1 pseudogene is annotated in these 235 nt (G+C 75.7%); it reads right to left on the reverse strand.

The annotated features are described in order from the left end of the window. Positions 1-235 (reverse strand): annotated as a pseudogene (locus UK12_RS42870) (hypothetical protein); the annotation flags it as partial.

Raw genomic sequence — 235 nt, forward strand, 5'->3', positions numbered from 1 at the left:
CGCGGCCGGCGAAGCCACCCTGCGGACGGCCACCGGAGCGGTGGTCGTCGCGGCGGGCGAACGGACGGGTGTTGCCGCCGCGGTCGTCCCGGTTGCGGTCACCGAAGGCCGGACGGTCACCGAACGAACGGGCCGGACGGTCACCGAAGGAACGGCTGCCGCGGTCGTCGCGGTCGCGGCCGGCGAAGCCACCCGAGCGGTTGTCACGGTCGCCGAAGGAACGGCCACCGCGGTC

This window comes from Saccharothrix sp. ST-888, assembly GCF_000955975.1.
In the GTDB taxonomy this organism is placed as follows: Bacteria; Actinomycetota; Actinomycetes; order Streptomycetales; family Streptomycetaceae; genus Kitasatospora.